General features: G+C 74.9%; 18 protein-coding genes. 14 read left to right on the forward strand and 4 right to left on the reverse strand.

The features are described 5' to 3' along the window. The first annotated feature begins 17 nt into the window (after positions 1-17). From ACZ51I_RS12350 to ACZ51I_RS12360, 3 genes are all read left to right on the forward strand, one after another. Positions 18-494, forward strand: coding sequence for a hemerythrin domain-containing protein (locus ACZ51I_RS12350; protein WP_468874459.1), 477 nt, complete (start codon positions 18-20; stop codon positions 492-494). Between the two features lie 143 nt (positions 495-637). After that, positions 638-874 carry a DUF6480 family protein gene (locus ACZ51I_RS12355; protein WP_468874462.1) on the forward strand — a complete coding sequence of 79 codons (237 nt, stop codon included), beginning with the start codon at positions 638-640 and terminating at the stop codon, positions 872-874. A gap of 53 nt (positions 875-927) precedes the next feature. Next, positions 928-1,449 (forward strand): DUF5709 domain-containing protein, encoded by a 522-nt coding sequence (locus tag ACZ51I_RS12360; RefSeq protein ID WP_468874464.1) that lies wholly within the window; start codon positions 928-930, stop codon positions 1,447-1,449. Positions 1,450-1,526: 77 nt separating this feature from the next. Here the strand turns inward: ACZ51I_RS12360 and ACZ51I_RS12365 are convergent, their stop codons facing one another. Next, positions 1,527-2,339: an SDR family oxidoreductase gene (locus ACZ51I_RS12365; RefSeq protein WP_468874467.1), complete on the reverse strand. Its 813-nt coding sequence runs from the start codon at positions 2,337-2,339 to the stop codon at positions 1,527-1,529. 271 nt (positions 2,340-2,610) lie between these two features. Here ACZ51I_RS12365 and ACZ51I_RS12370 point away from each other — a divergent pair, with 271 nt between their 5' ends. From ACZ51I_RS12370 to rfaE2, 9 genes are all read left to right on the forward strand, one after another. Further along, entirely contained in the window at positions 2,611-3,573 is a 963-nt protein-coding gene (locus tag ACZ51I_RS12370; RefSeq protein ID WP_468874470.1) for an NAD-dependent epimerase/dehydratase family protein, read from the forward strand. 80 nt (positions 3,574-3,653) lie between these two features. Continuing rightward, the gene (locus ACZ51I_RS12375) at positions 3,654-5,309 is read left to right on the forward strand and encodes a carbamoyltransferase family protein (protein ID WP_468874472.1); all 1,656 of its coding nucleotides are present in this window, start codon (positions 3,654-3,656) and stop codon (positions 5,307-5,309) included. A 4-nt stretch (positions 5,310-5,313) separates the two neighbouring features. Then, positions 5,314-6,387 (forward strand): glycosyltransferase family 2 protein, encoded by a 1,074-nt coding sequence (locus ACZ51I_RS12380; protein WP_468874474.1) that lies wholly within the window; start codon positions 5,314-5,316, stop codon positions 6,385-6,387. Beyond that, positions 6,384-7,034, forward strand: a complete 651-nt coding sequence (locus tag ACZ51I_RS12385; RefSeq protein WP_468874476.1) for a D-glycero-alpha-D-manno-heptose-1,7-bisphosphate 7-phosphatase — start codon at positions 6,384-6,386, stop codon at positions 7,032-7,034. The genes ACZ51I_RS12380 and ACZ51I_RS12385 overlap by 4 nt, the downstream gene beginning before the upstream one ends. Beyond that, entirely contained in the window at positions 7,031-8,140 is a 1,110-nt protein-coding gene (locus ACZ51I_RS12390; RefSeq protein WP_468874478.1) for a glycosyltransferase family 9 protein, read from the forward strand. The genes ACZ51I_RS12385 and ACZ51I_RS12390 overlap by 4 nt, the downstream gene beginning before the upstream one ends. After that, the gene (locus ACZ51I_RS12395) at positions 8,137-9,099 is read left to right on the forward strand and encodes a glycosyltransferase (protein WP_468874480.1); all 963 of its coding nucleotides are present in this window, start codon (positions 8,137-8,139) and stop codon (positions 9,097-9,099) included. Before ACZ51I_RS12390 ends, ACZ51I_RS12395 begins: the two co-directional genes overlap by 4 nt. Continuing rightward, positions 9,096-10,364, forward strand: coding sequence for a glycosyltransferase (locus ACZ51I_RS12400; protein WP_468874482.1), 1,269 nt, complete (start codon positions 9,096-9,098; stop codon positions 10,362-10,364). Before ACZ51I_RS12395 ends, ACZ51I_RS12400 begins: the two co-directional genes overlap by 4 nt. Positions 10,365-10,477: 113 nt before the next feature. Further along, a complete protein-coding gene (locus ACZ51I_RS12405; protein WP_468874484.1) occupies positions 10,478-11,152 on the forward strand; it encodes a D-sedoheptulose-7-phosphate isomerase in 675 nt (224 codons plus the stop codon). Further along, positions 11,149-12,546, forward strand: a complete 1,398-nt coding sequence (rfaE2, locus tag ACZ51I_RS12410) for a D-glycero-beta-D-manno-heptose 1-phosphate adenylyltransferase (RefSeq protein WP_468874487.1) — start codon at positions 11,149-11,151, stop codon at positions 12,544-12,546. Before ACZ51I_RS12405 ends, rfaE2 begins: the two co-directional genes overlap by 4 nt. Before the next feature lie 124 nt (positions 12,547-12,670). On the opposite strand, the gene ACZ51I_RS12415 is transcribed toward rfaE2, so the two are convergent. Then, a complete protein-coding gene (locus tag ACZ51I_RS12415) occupies positions 12,671-13,927 on the reverse strand; it encodes an MFS transporter (protein ID WP_468875615.1) in 1,257 nt (418 codons plus the stop codon). Between the two features lie 507 nt (positions 13,928-14,434). Between ACZ51I_RS12415 and ACZ51I_RS12420 the strand changes: the two genes are divergently transcribed. Both ACZ51I_RS12420 and ACZ51I_RS12425 read left to right on the forward strand, forming a co-directional pair. Then, the gene (locus ACZ51I_RS12420; RefSeq protein ID WP_468874490.1) at positions 14,435-15,181 is read left to right on the forward strand and encodes an SDR family oxidoreductase; all 747 of its coding nucleotides are present in this window, start codon (positions 14,435-14,437) and stop codon (positions 15,179-15,181) included. After that, complete coding sequence (locus ACZ51I_RS12425; RefSeq protein WP_468874493.1) at positions 15,178-16,227, forward strand: glycosyltransferase family 9 protein; 1,050 nt, start codon at positions 15,178-15,180, stop codon at positions 16,225-16,227. The genes ACZ51I_RS12420 and ACZ51I_RS12425 overlap by 4 nt, the downstream gene beginning before the upstream one ends. Positions 16,228-16,234: 7 nt before the next feature. Here ACZ51I_RS12425 and ACZ51I_RS12430 read toward each other — a convergent pair whose 3' ends face one another. Both ACZ51I_RS12430 and ACZ51I_RS12435 read right to left on the reverse strand, forming a co-directional pair. Then, complete coding sequence (locus ACZ51I_RS12430) at positions 16,235-17,785, reverse strand: FAD-dependent oxidoreductase (protein WP_468874496.1); 1,551 nt, start codon at positions 17,783-17,785, stop codon at positions 16,235-16,237. Between the two features lie 110 nt (positions 17,786-17,895). Further along, positions 17,896-18,990, reverse strand: coding sequence for a carboxylate-amine ligase (locus tag ACZ51I_RS12435; RefSeq protein ID WP_468874498.1), 1,095 nt, complete (start codon positions 18,988-18,990; stop codon positions 17,896-17,898). Positions 18,991-19,029 lie beyond the last annotated feature (39 nt).

Here is a 19,029-nt window from a genome sequence, read left to right on the forward strand (position 1 = left end):
GCTTGGGAAGGTTCGAAATGGACGCGATCGTACTGCTGCGCGAGGACCACAAGACCGTCGAGAAGCTGTTCAAGCGCTTCGAGAAGACCTCGGACGACGAGACCGCCGAGCGCCGCCGGATCGTCGACGAGGTGATCGAGGAGCTCACGGTCCACGCCTGGATCGAGGAGCAGTACTTCTACCCGGCCTCCCGTGAGGCCGCTCCGGAGACGACCGACCACATCCTCGAGAGCGTCGAGGAGCACCACGCGGTGGTCTGGATGCTCTCCGAGCTGAAGGACATGGACCCCGCCGACGAGCGGTTCAAGGCCAAGATGACCGTGCTGATGGAGAACGTCCGGCACCACGTCGAGGAGGAGGAGCAGGACTGGTTCCCCGAGGTGCGCAAGGCCATGGGGCGCAACCGGCTCGTCGAGCTGGGGGAGCAGCTCCAGGCCGGGAAGGAGAAGGCGCCCCGGGAACCGCTCGCCGTTCCCAGTGCCTCCTCGGCGTGACCGGGGCGTGGCCCCTGCGGGGCATCGGTGCTGGTCCCCGGCGCTCCGGGTTCGATCCCGGGCGGAGGGCACCGACTGAGGTCACTGTCGGCGGGTAGTCGCGCATCGACCGGAAGCCCCGCCTCCCCAGGGAGATGGACCTCATGACCACACCGAGCAACCCCGACCCGGACCCCCGGAACATGCACGGTGGTGCCCCCGGCGGGGGAGTCGCCCCGGGCGAGACGCCACCGGCGGAATCCGGTACGGGGACGGGGACCGGGCCCTACCGGCCGCTCCGGCGGGGCTGGGCGACGGGCCCCCTCGTCCTGTTGTGGCTGGTGGTGATCGCGGTCGCCCTGTTCTTCCTGGTGTACGCGATCATCCTCGCCACCCGGTGACGGCCTGGTCAGTCGCCCCGCCCCGTACCACCGACACGAGGAAAGGAGCGCCCATGCCTGGCGCCGACCTGCCCGACCTCCCCGACCCGGACGAAGGGCGCGGAGACGACGTCTACCAGCCCACGCACTCCGACGCGGGCAACCGTCCCGCGGGTGAGTTCGATCCGGACAACGCGATCGTGACGGACACGCTCGACGACATGGCCACCCCCGGCTACTCCCCGCCCGAGCGGCCGCGCGGCGTCACCCGCCACGGGATCACCCAGCGGGAGCAGCAGGAGGGCGAGACGCTCGACGACCGCCTCCGCCAGGAGGTGCCCGAAGAGCAGCCCCTCGCGGGCGACGGCATCGGAGACCTCCCGGAAGGCGCCGGCGAACCCCTCGACGAGGAGGCGGGGGCCACCCGGGCCGGGCGTCTGGCCCCGGTGGACGCCCAGCAGGGGCGCGTCGACCGCGCGGCCGCCCGCGACATCGGCCCGGACGACGGTGCCGCCTCCGCCGAGGAGGCCGCGATGCACGTCGACACCGCGGTGGACGGAGCCGGGGAACCGCCGCTCCCCGACGACGAACCGTAGGGACCTCAGCGGGACAGACCCGTCGGGGCGGCCGGATCCCGGCCGCCCGGACGGGGCCACTCGTCAGCGCCCCTCGTTCACGGGCGGCGCCACTCGTCGTCGCGCAGGTGAGAGCCCGCCATGGGTCCCATGCGCAGCATGCCCCCGTCGACGGCCCAGGACGCGCCGGTGACGTACGAGGCGTCCTCGCCCGCGAGGAACGCGACGACCGCCGCGACCTCGCGCGCGTCCCCCGGACGGCCCAGGGGAACGCCCGGTCGTGAGGTCCGCGAGACGTCCTCGTCCTCCTGCCCGGTCATCGGCGTGGCGATCTCGCCGGGTGCGACCGCGTTCACCGTGATGCCGTGCTCGGCGAGCTCCAGGGCCATCACCTGGGTGAGCAGGCCCAGACCTCCCTTGGCCGCGCAGTAGGGGGCCGCCCCGACCCGCGGCTGGTGCTCGTGCACGGACGTGATGTTGACGATCCGGCCCCCGTCACCCTGGGCGATCATCCGCCGCGCCGCCCGCTGGGAGCACAGGAACGGTCCGGCGAGGTCGACGTCGAGCACCTCGCGGAGCGTGGCGTGGGTGATGTCCAGGAACGGGGTGGCGGTGCCGGTTCCGGCGTTGTTGACCAGGACGTCGACCCGACCCAGCTCCTCGGTCAGCTCGTCGATCACGTCGGCCGCGCCCGGCAGACGGGTGAGGTCGAGCCGGGCGACGGCGGCCCGGCTTCCGTGGCTCCGGACCTCGGCGGCGGTCTCCTCCGCTCCCGCTTCGTCCGTGTGCCAGGTGATCCCGACGTCCATCCCCCGCCGGGCGAGGGCCACGGCGACGGCCCTGCCGATACCGGAGTCGGCTCCGGTCACCACGGCGGCGGGCGTTCGTTCCGAGGGCAGCGGACCGGTCATGGCGGGTCTCCTCTCTGACGGCATGCCGCGGTACGGCTCCTCGGCTGCGGCTACCCGGCCGGTCCGCAGCCATGTCCACCGGTTCGGCCCCGGGCACCGACACCCGGTGACCCTGCGTTCTCACCCGGATGCCCGCAGTCCGCGCGGCACGCCGGGCCCTCCGGCAGGGTGAGAGAACCCTGCGGGTTGTGTCCCAGGTGCGAGACGGCGCGGCGATGACCGCCCCTCGGCCTGAGCCCCGCGCTCTCCACCTGTTCCTGAGGAGATCACCATGGGCTCTCTCGCTTCACGGACCTGGGAGCACGCCGTCGTCACCGGGGGTGCCGGTTTCGTCGGCTCACACCTGTGCTCCGCCCTGGTCGCCGCCGGCACCGCGGTCACCTGCGTCGACGACTTCAGCACCGGACGGCCCGAGAACGTGGCGCACCTGGTGGGCCGTCCCGGATTCACTCTCCAGGAGGCGAACGTCGCACGGCCCTTCACCGTGGAGCGGCCACCCGACCTCGTCCTCCACCTGGCGTCCCCCGCCTCTCCTGCCGACTACCTCCGCCTTCCCCTGCACACCCTGGAGGCGGGCAGCCTCGGCACCCGCAACGCGCTGGAGCTCGCGCACCGCAGCGAAGCCCGGTTCCTCCTCGCCTCCACCTCCGAGGTGTACGGGGATCCGCAGGAGCACCCGCAGAGCGAGCGGTACTGGGGCCACGTCAACCCCGTCGGCCCGCGAAGCGTCTACGACGAGGCGAAGCGCTTCGGCGAGGCGTTCACCACGGCCCACGGCGCGGAACGAGGCACCGACACCTGCGTCGTACGGCTCTTCAACACGTACGGTCCGCGCATGAGGGGATACGACGGCCGCGCCGTGCCGACCTTCATCCGCCAGGCCCTGGCCGGGGCGCCGCTGACCGTCACGGGCGACGGCCTGCAGACCCGGTCCCTCTGCTACGTCGACGACACCGTCTCGGGCATCCTCACGGCGGCCGCGCACGGCATGCCGGGACCGGTGAACCTGGGCAACCCCGCCGAACTCACCATGCTGGAACTCGCCCGCTGGATCATCGAACTGACCGGTTCCACATCGGAGATCAGTTTCGTGGAGCGCCCCACGGACGACCCCGCCGTGCGCTGCCCCGACATCACACTGGCCCGGGACAAGCTCCAGTGGGAACCGCTCGTGACGGCCGAGGAAGGACTGCGCCGCACCATCGACTGGTTCCGCGCCCACCCCGACAACTGACCGCGGGGACCAGCGGATCGCCGCCCCGCACGAAGCCGCGCCGACGGTCCGCCCACCCCAGCCGAAAGGCCCGCACCGCCATGCGTATTCTCGGCATCAACGCGCTGTTCCACGACCCCTCCGCCGCACTCGTCGTCGACGGCCGCACCGTCGCCGCCGCGGAGGAGGAGCGGTTCTCCCGCCGCAAGCACGGCAAGCGCCCCGTCCCCTTCTCCGCCTGGGAGTTGCCCGAGCAGGCCGCCGCCTGGTGCCTGCGCCGCGCCGGGCTGCGCCCGCAGGACCTGGACGCCGTCGCGTACTCCTACGACCCGGCCCTCGCCCTCCCGGCCGCCGACCTGGGCCTGCACGACCCGTGGGACCACCTGCGGCAGACGTACGCCCGCGAGGCGCCGGGCTTCCTCGCCACGGCCCTTCCCGGACTCGACCCGGCCCTCGTCCGCTTCGTGCCCCACCACATGGCGCACGCCGCCTCGGGCGCGTTCGCCGCCGACGGCGCCGACAACAGCTCCGTCCTGGTCCTCGACGGGCGCGGCGAGCGCGCCTCCCACCTGGCGGCCCGCCGCACCGGCAGCCGGCTCGAACCGCTGTACGCGCAGGACCTCCCGCACTCGCTGGGACTCGTGTACGAGGAACTCACCGCCCACCTCGGCTTCCTGAGGTCCTCCGACGAGTTCAAGGTGATGGCCCTCGCCTCGCACGGCACCCCGCGCATGCTGCCCGAACTGAGACGGTACGTGTACCCGACCGGCGACGGCGGATTCCACGCGACCGGCGTCCCCTGGCACGAGTTCTGCCCGCCCCGCGGCGCGGACGAGCCGTGGACCGCCGCGCACGCGGACGTCGCCGCGAGCGCCCAGGCCGTCCTGGAGGAGACCCTCCTCGACCTCGCGCGCTGGCTGCACGGCCGCACCCACGACGACGTCCTCACCCTGGCCGGCGGCGTCGCCCTCAACTGCGTCGCCAACTCCCGTATCGCCCGCGAGGGACCCTTCTCCCGCGTCTGGGTGCAACCCGCGGCCGGCGACGCGGGAACGGCCCTCGGCTCGGCGCTGCTCCTCGCCGCCGGAGCGGGGGACGACCCGGAACCGATGAACGGCGCGGACCTCGGCCGCGACTGGTCCGACGCGGAGATCGGCGCCTGGCTCAAGACGGCCAACGTGCCCTTCGAACGGCCGCCGGACATCGCCGCGACCGTCGCCGAGGCCCTCGCCGACAACGCCGTCGTCGCCTGGTTCCAGGGCCGCTCCGAATACGGGCCGCGCGCCCTGGGGCACCGCTCGCTGCTGGCTCACCCCGGCCACGCGGGAAACCTGGAACGGCTCAACGACGTCAAGGGCCGCGAGCAGTTCCGGCCCGTCGCCCCCATGGTCCTCGCCGAACGGGCGGCCGAGATCTTCGACGGCCCGCTGCCCAGCCCGTACATGCTCTTCGTCCACGACGTGGCTCCCCAATGGCGGGAGCGGATCCCGGCCGTCGTCCACGTCGACGGAACGGCCCGCATCCAGACCGTCGACGCGGAGCGGGAACCGCTGGTGGCCCGCATGCTCACCGAGTTCGAGCGGCGCACGGGACTGCCCGTGGTCGTCAACACCAGCCTGAACACGGCGGGCCGGCCGATGGTGGACGACCCCCGGGACGCGCTGGAGTGCTTCGGTTCGTCCCCCGTGGACCTCCTCGCCATCGGTCCCTACGCCGTACGGCGGGGTCCGCTGTACCGCGACGGAGAGGGAGTGTGACCCGATGACGCGTGAGCAGGCTCCCGAACCGTACGCCGTGGTCGTCCCCACCCTCGGCAGGCCCAGCCTCCAGGACTGTCTGGAGGCCCTCGCCGCCGCCACGGCCGACGGCACCGGACCGGCGGCGGTCGTCCTCGTCCACGACCGCCCCGCCTCCGAAGCGGGACCGGCCGCCCTGGACGTGCCGCACGCGCTGCGGCCGGTGACCACCGTCGTGACCGGCGGCGGCCGGGGCCCCGCCGCCGCTCGCAACACCGGCGCCCGTGCCGCCGGCCGGGTCCCGTGGATCGTGTTCCTCGACGACGACGTGGTGCCCGGGCCGACGTGGGGCCGCGACCTGGCCCGTGACCTGGCCTCGGCGTCCCGCACCACCGCCGCCGTCACCGCGCGCGTCGACGTGCCGCTTCCGCCGGGGCGCCGCCCCACCGACTGGGAACGCACCACCGCGGGACTGTCGACCGCCCGCTGGATCACCGCCGACATGGCCTTCCGGCGCGAGGCGCTGGAAGCGGCCGGTGGCTTCGACGAACGCTTCCCGCGCGCCTTCCGGGAGGACGCCGACCTGGCCCTGCGACTCCTCGACGGCGGCTGGAGCCTGGCCCCCGGCATCCGCCGCACCACGCACCCGGTGCGGCCCGCCGACCGCTGGGTGTCCGTGCGGGTCCAGGCCGGGAACGCCGACGACGTGCTGATGAACCGCCTGCACGGACGCGGTTGGTGGGAGCGGGCCGCCGCCCCGCGCGGGCGGCTGAGACGCCACCTCGTCGTGACCTCGGCCGCCGCCGCGGCCGTCGGCTGCGCGCTGACGGGCAGGACCCGCGCCGCCGCCGTGTGCGCGGCCGGCTGGCTGGCCGGCACCGCCGAGTTCGCGGCGGCACGCGTCGCCCCCGGCCCCCGGAGCCGTACCGAGGTCATCACCATGGTGGCGACCAGCGTCCTCATCCCGCCCGTCGCCACCTGGCACTGGCTGCGGGGCCACGCCGTGCACCGGACCGCCCGCCCCCTCGGGCCCGCGCGCCCGCCCGGCGGCGACGCGGTCGAGCCGGAGCACGCACGGCGCGGGCGGGTGCGGACATGAAGCCCCCGACCACGGTCCACGCCTTGCGCGGCGACCGGCTCCCCGACGGCCCCTGGCTGTGGGACGCCCCCGCGCCCCGCGGCCGCCCGCCCGCCGGCCGGCTGCCGGAGGCGGTCCTCTTCGACCGCGACGGAACTCTCGTCGTCGACGTCCCCTACAACGGCGACCCGGACCAAGTGACCCCGATGCCCTCCGCCCGCGCCGCGATAGCGGCCCTCCGCGACCGGGGGATCCCGGTCGGTGTCGTCAGCAACCAGTCGGGCGTCGCCCGCGGCCTGCTGACGCGGGAACAGGTGGAATCCGTACGCCTGCGCGTGGACGCCATGTTCGGCCCGTTCGCGGTGTGGGCGGTGTGCCCCCACAGCCCCGAGCGCGGCTGCGGCTGTCGCAAGCCGGCACCCGGCCTGGTCCTCGCCGCCTGCGAACGGCTCGGCGTGGCACCCGAACGCGCCGTCGTCGTCGGCGACATCGGCGCCGACGTGCGCGCCGCCGAGGCGGCCGGAGCGCGGGGCGTCCTGGTGCCGACCCCCGTCACACGCCCCGAGGAGATCGCCGCCGCCACGGAGACCGCGGCCGACCTGCACGCGGCCGTCCGGCTGATCCTGGCGACCGGCAGGCCCCTGGGCACGTCGGGGGTGGCCCGATGACCGCCCCCCGCAGCCTCGTCGTCCGCCTCGACAGCGCCGGGGACGTCCTGCTGGCCGGACCCGCCGTACGGGCGGTGGCGGCCGGCTCCTCGCACACCACGCTGCTCTGCGGACCCCAGGGAGTCCCGGCCGCCCGGCTGCTGCCCGGAGTCGACCAGGTCCTGGTCTACGAGGCCCCATGGGTGGGCCTTGACCCGGGCAGGACCTCCCGCGAGGAGTGCGAGCTGCTGGTGGACGCCCTGGCCGCCGGCCGCTTCGACCGGGGCGTGGTCCTCGTGTCGTACCACCAGAGCCCGCTGCCGACCGCCCTGCTGCTCGCCCTCGCGGGCGTGGAGCGGGTCGCCGCAGACTGCGAGGAGTATCCCGGCTCCCTCCTCGACCTCCGGCACCACCGGCTGCCCGGCCGGCACGAGGCCGAGGCCGCGCTCGACCTCGTCCGCGCCTTCGGATACTCCCTGCCGACCGGGGACGACGGCGCCCTGCGGATCCACCCGCCGCCCGACTCGACACGGCTGACGGGCCCCGAACCGTACGTGGTGCTCCACCCGGGCGCCGCGGTGGCCTCCCGCCGGTGGAGCGCCGGCCGGGCGGCGCGAGCCGCTGCTGCCCTGCACGGCGCGGGGCACCGCGTGGTCGTCACCGGCAGCCGGACGGAGAAGGACCTGACCGCCGAGGTCGCCGGCCGGCACGGACTCGACCTGGGCGGCGCCACCGGCGACCTCCACGAACTGGCCGGAGTCCTCGCGGGCGCCCGGGTCGTCGTGACCGGCAACACCGGTCCGATGCACCTGGCCTGCGCCGTGGGCACCCCGGTGGTCTGCGCCTTCGCCCCCGTCGTGCCGGCCGGCCGGTGGCGCCCGTACCGGGTGCCCCACGTCCTGCTCGGCGACCAGGAGGCGGCCTGCGCCGGCAGCAGAGCCCGCGACTGCCCCGTGGCGGGGCACCCGTGCCTGGACGGCGTCGGCGACGCCGAACTGCTGGGCGCGGTGGACAGCCTCCTGGCGCACGCGCCGGAGGGCGGGGTCACGAGCCCGGCTCGTACCGACGCCACTAGCCCCGCCCGTACCGGGGCCTCCGGCACGACAGACCGAGGAAGAGACGCATGAACATTCTGCTGTGGCACGTCCACGGTTCCTGGACCACGGCGTTCGTCCAGGGGCCCCACACCTACCTCGTGCCGGTCACGCCGGACCGCGGACCCGACGGACTGGGGCGGGCCCGGACCTTCGACTGGCCGGACTCCGTCCGCGAGGTCAGCCCCGCCGAGCTCGCCGAGACCCCGGTCGACCTCGTCGTCCTGCAGAGGCCGCACGAGGCGGAACTCGCCGAGCGCTGGCTGCGCCGCCGCCCCGGCAGGGACGTCCCCGCCGTCTACCTGGAACACAACGCGCCCGACGGCGACGTGCCGAACACCCGGCACCCGTGCGCCGACCGCGACGACCTCACCCTGGTGCACGTCACCCACTTCAACCGGCTGTTCTGGGACAACGGCACCACCCGCACCGAGGTCATCGAGCACGGCATCGTCGACCCCGGACACCTCTACACCGGCGCCCTGCCCCGCGCGGCGGTGGTGGTCAACGAGCCGATCCGCCGAGGCCGTCACACCGGCACGGACCTGCTGCCACAGCTGGCGGAGGCCGCGCCGCTGGACGTCTTCGGCATGCGCACCGAAGGCCTCGCCGCCCACCTGGACCTGCCCCCGGAGCGGTGCGTCTCGCACGAACTGCCCCAGCGGGAGCTGCACATGGCGCTGGCGGAACGCCGTCTCTATCTGCACCCGATCCGCTGGACGTCCCTCGGGCTTTCCCTCCTGGAGGCCATGCACCTGGGCATGCCGGTCGTGGCGCTGGCCACCACGGAGGCCGTGGAAGCGGTCCCGTCCGGCGCCGGTGTCCTCTCCACCCGGCCCGAGGTGCTGGCCCGCGCCGCCCGCCACTACCTCCACGAACCGGAGGCCGCGGCCGAGGACGGCGCGCGCGCCCGCCAGGCCGCCCTCGAACGCCACGGCCTCAAGCGTTTCCTAAACGACTGGGAACGCCTGCTGACGGAGGTGCGGTCATGACCGCGTCCCCCCTGCGGACGACCGTCCCGGCGCGCCCCCGGAGGCCGTTGTCCCTCGCGCTGGTCTCCGAGCACGCCAGCCCGCTCGCGGCCCTGGGCGGAGTCGACGCGGGTGGACAGAACGTACACGTGGCGTGCCTGGCCGGGGCCCTCGCCGACCGCGGCCACCGCGTCACGGTCTACACCCGGCGCGATGCCCAGGACCTGCCCGAACGCACGCGTCTGCGGCCCGGCGTCATGGTGCACCACGTCCCGGCCGGTCCGCCCGAGCACCTCCCCAAGGACGAACTGCTGCCCCACATGCGGGAGTTCGCCCATCAGCTCATCGCGCACTGGTACCACGGCAGAGCGCCCGACCTGATCCATTCGCACTTCTGGATGTCGGGCGTCGCCTCCCTCAGGGCGGCGCGTGAACACCGGTTGCCGATGCTGCACACGTACCACGCGCTCGGAACGGTCAAGAGGAGACATCAGGGCCCGGCCGACACCAGCCCGCCGTCGCGCATCGGCGCGGAACGGGAGATCGGTTTGGGCTGCGACCGGGTCGTGGCGACCTGCCGGGACGAGGTCGCCGAACTCGAACGGATGGGCGTCCCCACCGAGAAGACCGACGTCGTCCCCTGCGGGGTGGACGCGGAGCGGTTCCGCCCGGACGGTCCCGTCGCCGAGCGGGACACCCGGCACCCCTTCCGGCTCCTCCAGGTCGGCCGGCTGGTGCCCCGCAAGGGCGCCGCCGTCTCCGTCGCCGCGCTCGCCCGGCTGCCCGAGGCCGAACTCGTGATCGCCGGCGGCCCCGAGGCCGCCCTCCTGGACGACGATCCGGAGGTACGGCGCCTGCGCGACCTCGCCCGCGCCGCCGGAGTCGCCGACCGCGTGCGCTTCCTCGGCGCGATCCCCTGCGCCGACGTGCCCGCCGTCATGCGCAGCGCCGACGTCGTCCTCTGCCCCGCCGACTACGAGCCCTTCGGCATCGTGCCGCTGGAGGCCATGGCCTGCGGCCGGCCCGTCGTGGCGAGCGCCGTCGGGGGACAGCTGGACACGGTCGCGGACGGGGAGACCGGGCGGCTCATACCCCCCGGAGACCCGCTCGCCCTGGCGGACGCCGTGGCCGGGCTGCTGGCCGACCCGCGTCTGCGCGAGGCCTACGGCGCCGCCGGCCGGCGGCGCGTGACGAGCCGGTACGGCTGGGACAACGTCGCGGCGGCCACGGAACGGGCCTACCACTCGGCACTCGCCCGGCGCCTCGTCCCCGCCCGGACGACATGACTCCGGAGGCGGGGCGCCCCGCACACGAGGACCGGCCCCGCCGCACGTCCGGCACGGCTTCGACCCACGAAGGAGGTGGGGCCACCGCTCGCGCGAGCGGCCGGCCCGACACCATGAGCCAGACACCCCCGCACGCGGCAGCGCACCGGCACTGCCAGTCGCTCCAGAACGCCCTGCAACGCCTGCGCGCCCAGGGCCTGGACCAACTCGCCCACTGGGGTCACCACCTCGCCGCCGTACTGCCCGCCGGAGGGCGGCTGCTCGCCGCCGGCAACGGCGGAAGCGCGGCACAGGCCCAGCACCTGACCGCCGAACTCGTCGGACGCTACCGCGAGGAACGAGCCGCCTACTCGGCCATCGCCCTGCACGCCGAGACCTCCAGTGTCACGGCGATCGGGAACGACTACGGGTTCGAGAACGTCTTCGCCCGCCAGGTGGCGGCCCACGGCCGCGACGGTGACGTCCTCCTCCTGCTGTCCACCTCCGGACGCAGCACCAACCTGCTCTCCGCCGCGATGACGGCCCGCGCCGCGGGCGTGGAGGTGTGGGCGCTGACCGGCGCCTCCCCGAACCCGCTCGCCGAGGCGGCCGACCAGGCCCTGTGCATCGACGCGGCCTCCACGGCGACCGTGCAGGAGACCCATCTGGTCGCGGTGCACCTCCTGTGCGAGTCGTTCGACGCTGCGCTCGCCCACGCCGCCTCCGGCCGGGCCGCCTCCGGCCGGGCCGACAGCGCGTGGAGGCCTCCCGTGGGGGTCGACGCCTTCAAGACCGGGGGGACGCCGTGAACGCCCCCGGCCCGCTGGTCGTGGTCGGCGACGTGCTGCTCGACCGTGACGTCCAGGGCGTCGTGGACCGGATGGCGCCCGACGCCCCGGTGCCCGTCGTCGACGTCACGACGGACCTCTCCCGCCCCGGGGGCGCCGGACTGGCGGCCGCCCTCGCCGCCCGGACGGGCCGTGACGTCGTGCTGGTCACCGCGCTCGGCGAGGACCGGGCCAGCGAGACCGTGCGCACGGCGCTGCGCGGGCGGGTCCGGCTCGTGGAACTTCCCCTGGACGGGACGCTGCCGGTGAAGACCCGGGTCCTGGCCGGCGGCCGCCCCCTGGTCCGCGTGGACCGGGGCGGTGGCGAGGTCGGGCCGGCCCCGTCGGCCGTCGGCGAGGCACTCGGCGAGGCCTCCGCCATCCTGGTGGCGGACTACGGCAGAGGCACCGCGGACGCCGTGCGGCCGCTCCTCGCCGAGGCTGCCAGGCGGGTGCCCCTGGTGTGGGATCCCCACCCGCGGGGCGGACCTCCGGTCCCCGGCGCCCGGCTCGTCACCCCGAACGCGGCCGAAGCGGCCGCCCTGTCACCCGGCGAGGGGCAGGCGCTGGGCGAGCACGCCCGCAGGGGCGCCGACCTCGCCGAGCGCTGGGGCGCCGTCTGCGTGGCGGTGACCCTCGGAGAACGCGGCGCCCTGCTCACCCGCCCGAAGTCCACGGCACCCATGCTCATCCCGGTTCCCTATCCGGCGACGGGAGATCCGTGCGGCGCCGGGGACTGTTTCGCCGCCCTCGCCGCCGTCGCCTTCGCGGACGGCGCCCTGCCCGAGGAAGCGGTACAGCGAGCGGTGACCGGAGCCGCCGCGTTCGTCGCCGCAGGCGGAGCGTCCGATCCGAGCCTCTGGCAGGCCTCGCGAAGCGGGAGGGAGCGGCCGTCGGCGACGAACGACGCGTTCGCACTCGCCGAGAGCGTACGGGCCGGCGGAGGGACCGTCGTGGCCACGGGCGGCTGCTTCGACCTGCTGCACGCGGGCCACGTGGGTCTGCTCGACAGCGCACGGCGCGTCGGCGACTGCCTCATCGTCTGCGTGAACTCGGACGCCTCCCTGCGGCGCCTCAAGGGTCCGGGCCGGCCGCTCACGCCCCTGGAGGACCGGATGCGGGTCCTCGCGGCGCTCGGCAGCGTCGACGCGGTCGTGGCCTTCGAGGAGGACACGCCGCAGGCCCTGATCGCGGAGCTGCGGCCCCACGTGTGGGTCAAGGGCGGCGACTACTCGCCCGACGCCCTGCCGGAGGCCCAGGTCCTGCGGGCCTGGGGCGGCCAGACCGTCGTCCTGCCGTACCTCGACGGCCGCTCCACCACCCGCATCGCCGACCGCGCCGCGCGCGCCGCCACCGGCACCCGTACGACCCCCTGAGCCGAGCGGCCGGACGCCCGGGTTCGCGGGCACGCCCACGGATCCGGGCGCCGCCCGCCCCCGCGGACCGTCAGGCCGCCTTGGGCACGCCCGCGGACCGGCCTGCCCCCCTGACCACGGACCGTCAGGCCGCCTTTTCCAGGGCACCGATGGTGGGCACGGCGGCCTCAGGTGCCCGTGCGGGCGCGATCCCCGGCGCCCGCCGACCACGGAGGAGATAGCCCGTCACCACGGCCGCGGTCACGACCAGTCCGCCCGCGACCAGAGCGGTCCGTACGCCGGCCAGCTCCATCAGCAGACCGAGCGCGGGCGGCGCGGCGAGCCCCCAGACGGTGCGGATGCTGGACCAGGCGCCCAGGACGCGGCCGCGCATGTGGGGCGGGGGATCGGTCTGCAGCACCGTCGACTGGGCGGTGTCACCGACGGACTCCGCCACGGCCATCGGGAGGACGAGGACGAGGAGCACGGCCAGCGAGGGCGACAGGCCGGCCAGCACCTGGAGCAGAGCTCCGGCGAGCGTGAGGACCCCCACCAGGCGCACACCCGGCCGGCGCAGCCGCGCCCCTGCGACGGCGCCGATGATGCCGCCGACGGCGAGGACCGTGGACACCTTGCTGAAGGCCGCCGCGTCCCCGGCGAGCGGCCCGGTGACCAGGACGACCAGGGTGAGCGAGTAGTTGCGGCCGAACAGCGCGCTGATCCCGTTGAGCGCGGCGAGCGCGACGAGGCGTGGGCGCCGCAGGAAGAACGCCAGGCCCTCCCGGGCGCTCGATCCCGCGCCTCCGGCCGACCCGACCGCCTCGACCGGCTCGGGCGAGGTCTTCCCGGCGGCGGGGTCCGCCGCCCGGAGGAACGGAATCACGCCGGCGACGAAGAGGAAGGACAGACCGTTCGCCGCATAGGCCGCGGACGTGCCGAGGAAGGCGACGGCGACACCGGCGAGCGCGGCACCGACGAGCCGTCCGGCACTGTGGACGAGCGAGCCCACCCCGATCGCGGACGGTACGTCCTCCTGGGCGACGAGGTCGTTGCCCAGCAGCGCGCAGGCCGGGCCGTCGACGGTGGCGATCAGCCCGGTGACCGCCGCGAGGACCAGCAGCACGGGCAGGTCGAGCCGGTCCATGGCCACCAGGACCGCCGTCACGAGAGCCACCGCGCCCAGCAGCGCCTGGCCCAGGGCGGCGGTGAGCCTGCGAGGCCAGCGGTCGACGACAGCGCCGCCCATGAGGCCGAACAGCAGGCCGGGAGCCGCCTGCACGGAGACCGAGAGGCCGGTCGCGGCGGCTGATCCCGTGATCTGGAGCACGAGCAGGTTCTGCACCGTCAGCTGCATCCACGTACCGGCGTTGGACACGAAGTTGGCGACGGCCCACCAGCGCATGCTGCGGTAGCGCAGGGACCGCCACGGCGACCGGGAGGGAGCGGCCACGGCCGGGGAGAGGAGGGACGGAGGCAGGGCGGAGGAGGGGAGGGACGGAGACACAGAAGACTTACCCGGGGCGCGAGGGGGGCGGGACAGGCGGGGGGAGAGGGCCGTGCCGTCCACACCGCCGGCGCGCGGCGGCGCCCGGCGAAGGAGGGAATCGGTCCCGGACCATCGTGGCAGACCCGTCGCCGCCGCCGAGGCGATCCTCCGTCCGACCGGGGCGGCCGGACGCCCGCAGCCCTTGGCCCGTACGGAACCCGCGCAGGTCCGTGGGGTTGCTCACACCGCACGTTCCGCAGGCCGTGCCGGGCTACAGGGCGGTGGGAAAGCCGCCGCGTGCCGCCCGGCGGCCTAACCCCGCGTGCCGGGACCGCTCCCGTTGGTGACAGTGGAGACGCAGCGGCCACGGAGCGGCAGGACCGCCGGGCCGGCCCGGAGACCCCACGGACGGAAGGCTGACGGATGAGTGGCGCGGTGTACACGGATCTGAGCGGGAAGCAGGCGTTGGTCACCGGCGGGGCCAGAGGGCTGGGAGCGGCCATCTCCCGGCGGCTCGCGGCGGCCGGAGCCTCCGTCGTCGTGGCGGACGTCCGGCAGGACCTGGCCAAGGAACTGTGCGAGGACCTCACGGCCCAGGGCCTGCGCGCCCGCTCCGTGATCCTCGACGTCTGCGACCCCGGCGCGGTCGCCGACACCTTCCGGGACGTGGACGAGGCCGGGGAGCGGGTGGACATCCTCGTCAACAACGCGGCCGTGGACGTCTCGAAGTCGGCCGAGCACCTCACCGCCGACGAGGTCTCCCGTGTGGTGACCACCAACCTCCTCGGACCCATGTACCTGTGCCTGGAGGGGTATCGCCGCATGGTGGCCCAGGGCGGTGGTCACATCGTCAACATCCTCTCGACCGCCGCCAACCGGACCTGGACGGAGGCCGGCCCCTACGCGGCGAGCAAGTCGGGGCTCCGCGCGTTCACCCACACCCTCTTCAAGGAGGCCCAGCGCGACTGCGAGGGGATCGGGGTGACGGGGATCATCGCCGGCGGCATGGAGACCGCGTTCATCATGGAGCGGTTCCCGGACGCGGACACCTCGATGCTGCAGAGCCCGGAGATCGTGGCCGACACGGTGCTGTACGCGCTGTCGGTGCCGGTCGGCAGCGCCGTCGGCGAGCTGGTCGTCGTACCGCGCCGGGAACCGTCCTGGCCGTGAACGGCGGGAGGAGCGACCACCCCGACGCCGCACGGCCGTCGGCGGGCGACGTCGACCGCCACGGCCTCTCGCGAAGCCGCCCCCGCGTGCTGGTCCTGCGGGCCCTGGGACTCGGCGACCTGCTCGCGGTGGTGCCGTGCCTGCGGGCGCTGCGCCGGGCCCTGCCGGCGCACGACATCCTCCTCGCGGCGCCCGCCCGCCTGGCCGCCGCCGCCGCGGCCACGGGTCTGGTGGACCGGCTGCTGCCCGCCGGCGCGCCCGGCCGTGCCGTCCCCGCCGCTCTCTCCTGGACCGGCCCGGCGCCGGAGGTGGCCGTGGACCTGCACGGCAACGGTCCCGCCAGCCACCGGCTCCTCCAGCACCTGTGCCCGGGGCGGCTCTTCGCCTTCCGGCACCCGCACACCCCCGACATCGCCGGACCCGAGTGGCGGGAGGACGAGCACGAGCGCGACCGCTGGTGCCGACTGCTGGAGTGGTACGGGATCCAGGCCGACCCGGCCGACGTGCGCGTCCCGCTCCCGGCGGGCCCGTCTCCCGCTCCCGGCGCGGTCGTGATCCATCCCGGCGCGGACTCCGCCGCCCGCCGGTGGCCGCCGGAACGGTTCGCGGCCGTGGCCCGGGCACTGGACCGTGCGGGGCACCGCGTCGTCGTCACCGCGGGCGCGGGCGAGGGCCGGCTCGCGGGCCTGGTGGCGGCCGGCGCCGGGCTTCCGCCGGAGGCGGTGTGGGGCGGGGAGGACGACGTGCCGTTCCCCCGGCTCTGCGCCCTCGTGGCCGCCGCGCGTTGTGTCGTCGTCGGGGACACCGGACTCGCCCACCTGGCCTCGGCCTTCGGCACCCCCTCCGTCGTCCTCTTCGGGCCGGTGGCACCGCGCCTGTGGGGGCCGCCCCGCGACGCGCGGCACCGGGTGCTGTGGCACCTCGGACCGGGCGAGGACCCCCTGCGTCCCGGCGACGCCCACGGCGCGGTTCCCGACGCGCGTCTGCTGCGGATCTCGGTGGGGGAGGTACTGGAGGCGGTGGAAGCGGCCCGAGGTCCTGCCTGAGCGGGCCTCAGTCGGAATCGTCGGAATCGGCGGTCTCGCCGGGAAGCGGCCTCGGCTCCAGGGGGTGGAGGGCGGGGCCCTGGATCACGGCACCGTCGGTGTCGAACCGGGAGCCGTGGCAGGGGCACTCCCAGACCCGTTCGGCGTCGTTGAAATGGACGAGGCAGCCCAGGTGGGTGCAGCGCGCGGACACGGCACGGGCGGTGCCGTTCTCGTCGCGGTAGACCGCGCAGCGCCGTCCTCCGATCCGTACGACGGCCCCCGTACCCGGCTCGATCTCCCCGACGCTGTCCACGTGGGACGGGCGGAGGCGGTCTCCGACGAAGTGCTTGAGGACCGAGCCCTGGGCCTTCAGGAGGGCGGGCGTCTCCCGGGCGTGCAGGCGCCTCGGGTCGTACAGAGAGGTCCAGGGCGGTTCCTCGCCCGTGATCCGCGCGGCCAGGAGCCGGCCCGACATGACGCCGTTGCTCATGCCCCAGCCGCCGAAGCCGGTCGCCACGTACACGTGCTCGGCCCCGGGGTGGAAGCGCCCGACGTACGGCACGCCGTCCGTGGTCGAGTTGTCCTGCGCCGCCCACCGGTGGGTGATCCGCGCGGACGGGAAGCGCTGCCGGAGCCATCCGGCGAGTCGCTCGTAGCGCTCGCTCACCTCACCGGCGCCGGGGGTGAACTTCTCCCCGGTGACGATGAGCAGCCGTTGGTCCTCCCCGTAGGGCGCGGTCCGCACCGACCTGGTGTTCCGCTCCTGCGTGAGGTACATGCCCTCCGGGTCGTCCCCGGCGGGCAGGGCGGCCGCGACGACGAGCTCACGGTGGGGTTCAAGGCGTGCGAACAGCAGGGCACGGTCGAAGACCGGGTAGTGGGTGGCGACGACGACATCACGGGCGACGATCTCGGCCCCGCTCTCGGTGGTGAGCCGGCACGGCGTCCCCTCGTGGAGGGAGACGATCCGGGTCCGTTCGTACACCGTCCCGCCCCGCTCGACCAGGTCGGCGACGAGCCCCAGGAGGTACTTGCGCGGGTGGAACTGCGCCTGCTCCTCCACGCGCACCGCGCCCGCGACCGGGAAGGGCAGGCCCGTGTCCGTCACGAACGACGCCGGAAGGCCGGCCTCGCGCGCCGCCTCGGCCTCGGCCCTGAGCCGGCCGACCGCGTCCGCCGACTCGGCGTACGAGTACGCCGGGAGGCGCTCCAGCTCGCAGTCGATGCCCAGCTCGGCAGAGACCTGGCCGACGTACTCGACGGCTTCCTGCTGGGAGCGCGCGTACAGCCGCGCCGCCTCCGCTCCGAACGACGAGCGAATCCGCGCGTAGACCAGTCCGTGCTGGGAGGAGAGCTTCGCCGTCGTGTAGCCGGTGACCCCGGCGGCGACCTGGTCGGCCTCGAGCAGGGCCACGCTCCGGCCGCTACGGGCCAGTTCCCAGGCGGTGCAGATGCCGGCGACACCGGCGCCGACCACCGCCACGTCGACCTCCAGGTCGCCGGCGAGCGCCGGGTACCGGGGGCCCTCCGCCGTCTCCATCCAGTACGACTCGTAGCTGCCGGGCAGTCCCGTCATGTCAGCGTTCTCCCTTCGGGGGCCACCGCTTCCGGCGCGGAGCGGCGGAAGGCGGCCTTCACGGTGAGCGGCTTCCCTGGCTCCCGCCCGGCATGCGGGGCGGGAGGGGCTCAGGGTGCGACCGTCTCGCTCGCGATCAGCTCGGTGAGGGCCGGCAGGCCGCCTTCGGCCAGGGCCCGGCGCTGCCGGTCCGCCGGGGTGCCCTCCTTGAGCAGCCGGTGCACCAGCGAGGTCACCTCGCGGGTGTCGCCCGCCTCGTCGAGCGCCGGGGCGATGTGCTCCAGGAGCAGGCGCACCACCTCGCCCGCCCGGCGCGCCCGGCCCTCCGGATCGACCAGGAGACAGCTCAGCCCGTGCCGTGCCGCGTGCCAGTTCGACGCCTGCAGGAGCTCGCCCGGACATTCCGGGAGCGGGACGCCCGCCTTCTCCTCCTGGATGGCGGTGGCGATCAGGGCGCGGACGATGCCGGCGAACATGACCGCCGAATCGGCGCGCAGCTGGACGTCCGCGCAGCGCACCTCGACCGTCGGGTAGCGGTCGGAGAGGCGGGCCTGCCAGTACAGCTGGCCGGTGTCGGTGATGATGCCGGTGTCCAGGAGCGACTGCACGCGTCCCTCGTGGTCCGCCAGCGAGGTGAAGCTCGGCGGCGGGCCGCTGACCGGCCAGCGGCCGAAGATCACCGTGCGCCAGCTCGCGAAGCCGGTGTCGGCGCCGTCCCACAGGGGCGAGTTCGCGGACATGGCCACCAGGGTCGGCAGCCAGACCCGGATGCGGCTCAGGACGGCGACGCCCATCTCCCGGTCCGGGACGGCCGCGTGCACGTGCATCCCGTTGACCAGCTGCTCGGCCACCAGCTGCGGGGCCTGGGAGCGCATCGCCAGATACCGCGCCTTGCGGGTGACGGGGACGGGGGACGCCTCCCGGTACGGGGCCGTCGCGCACGCGGCGAGCAGACAGCCGTTCCGCTCGGCGGCCGTGCCGACCGCGTGCCTCAGCCGCAGCAGGTGGCCGCCGACCTCCTCCAGGTCGGTGCAGACGGGCGTGGCGATCTCCACCTGCGCCTGCAACAGCTCCGACTGGACCTCGGCGTCCTCGACGATCGGTCCCAGACCGGCCGCCGCCCGTACCCGGTCCGCGAGGGGGACCGGCAGGCACGTGTCCGGATCGAGCAGCAAGTACTCTTCCTCGACCCCAATGGTGATCATGCGTCGCGGATACCCCGGAAACGGGCGATGAATCGGCCC

This window comes from Streptomyces sp. NPDC034084 (assembly GCF_055575535.1).